This is a genomic window from Paraburkholderia sp. SG-MS1, assembly GCF_012275575.1.
Lineage (GTDB): Bacteria > Pseudomonadota > Gammaproteobacteria > Burkholderiales > Burkholderiaceae > Paraburkholderia.
This window is the reverse complement of record NZ_NPIH01000142.1, coordinates 1-253: the sequence shown is the minus strand read 5'-3', so window position 1 is coordinate 253 and position 253 is coordinate 1. Positions and strand designations below refer to the sequence as shown.

1 protein-coding gene is annotated in these 253 nt (G+C 51.8%); it reads left to right on the top strand.

What is annotated here, in order from left to right:
• Positions 1–253, top strand: a 253-nt coding sequence (locus CIC12_RS11240) for a hypothetical protein (protein WP_168664194.1), incomplete at both ends; no start/stop codon positions are given.

The window sequence follows — 253 nt, the reverse complement described above, 5'->3', positions numbered from 1 at the left end:
ACTCCCGATGACATCACCGACTGGCAAAAAATTGCCAAGACTCCGGGCAATAAAGAAACGCTTGCTGGGTTTGCCATGAGCCGCGGGCTTGATCAGTCAGTACTGCAGCACTACGCTACCACGAAGGGTGAGCTTACAACTGTTGGGAAAACCAGGCTGCTGAAAGCCGAAGGGCATCAGTTTAAACCCACCACTCCCGATGACATCACCGACTGGCAAAAAATTGCCAAGACTCCGGGCAATAAAGAAACGC